We start from the raw sequence: 1087 nt of genomic DNA, 5'->3' as shown, positions 1-1087 counted from the left end.
CGAACTCGACGACGATCGGGTCCTCGTGCCGGAGATGTTCGTAGGCGACGAAGGCCGCCTGCGACGGGCGCTCGTCGATGATGAGGAGCTTGGCGACATGTTGGGCCAGGTCGGGGCTGATCGATCGCACGAGTGAGAGCGCGAGGTCGATGTGGGCGAAGGCGGCGCCGGCGGTGACGAGGTTCCCGTCGACCACGACCATGGTGTCGAGATCGAGGGCGACGGTCGGATAGCGCTTCAGGAACTCCGGCCCCAGGAACCAGCTGGTCGTCGCTCGCCGGTGATGCATCCGTCCGGTCTCGGCGACGGCGAACACGCCGGTGCACGCCGCGGCGATCCGGGTGGTCGTGTCGTCGAGGCGTCCGAGTGAGGCGATGACCGAACGAGCATCTCGGCTCTGGAGGGCGTCGTGGGTAGCGGCGGCCGTGAGGGTTCCAAGCGCGGGGACGACGACCACGTCGAACTCTGCGGACTCCGACAGCGGGTGGTCCACCGACAGGGTCATCGATGTTGTCGTGGTCACTGTCCGTTTCGGTCCGAGGATGGCGAGTTCGATCGGGTCGATCCGCGGGTCGACATCGCTGCGGGCTCCGTCGGCCACCCGCATGATGTCGATGATCGACGCGACCGCCGAACCGAAGCAGCCGTCGATCGGGATCAGTCCGATACGCATGGCGTGAACAATAGCAATACTGTCGTATACGCCACTTCTCACATGCTCTTGCTCGTCATACGCTGAACTCGCTTCACCAAGAAACCTCGACACCTAGGAGAACCCCTCATGTCCACACCCGTATCACTTCCGTATGCCTTCGTCGCCAAGATTGTCGCGGCCGATGGACAGCACGACGCGCTCGCCGAGCTGCTCGCCGGCGCTGTCGCGCTCGCCAACGAAGAAGTGGGAACGATTGTCTGGTTCGCGGTCAGGACCCACGCCGACACCTTCTGGATCTTCGATGCATTCCCCGACGAGGCCGCTCGCGACGCCCACGCCAACGGTGCCATCGTCGCAGCCCTGATGGCCAACCAGCACCTCCTCGGCGCAGCACCCGAGATCCTGGCGGCCGACGTCCTCGCGTCCAAGCTC

2 protein-coding genes are annotated in these 1087 nt (G+C 65.1%); one reads left to right on the top strand and one right to left on the bottom strand.

What is annotated here, in order from left to right:
- The coding region (locus tag IEX71_RS22315; protein WP_188839304.1) for a DJ-1/PfpI family protein at nt 1-673 on the bottom strand (673 nt) is incomplete at its 3' end.
- Between the two features lie 108 nt (nt 674-781).
- Here IEX71_RS22315 and IEX71_RS22310 point away from each other — a divergent pair.
- On the top strand, nt 782-1087 hold a 306-nt coding region (locus IEX71_RS22310; protein ID WP_188839303.1), incomplete at its 3' end, for a putative quinol monooxygenase.

Origin of the sequence: Flexivirga endophytica (genome assembly GCF_014640635.1) — a bacterium.
Lineage (GTDB): Bacteria > Actinomycetota > Actinomycetes > Actinomycetales > Dermatophilaceae > Flexivirga > Flexivirga endophytica.
Note: the sequence above shows the minus strand (reverse complement) of the source record. Positions and strands in the feature narration are given on the sequence as shown.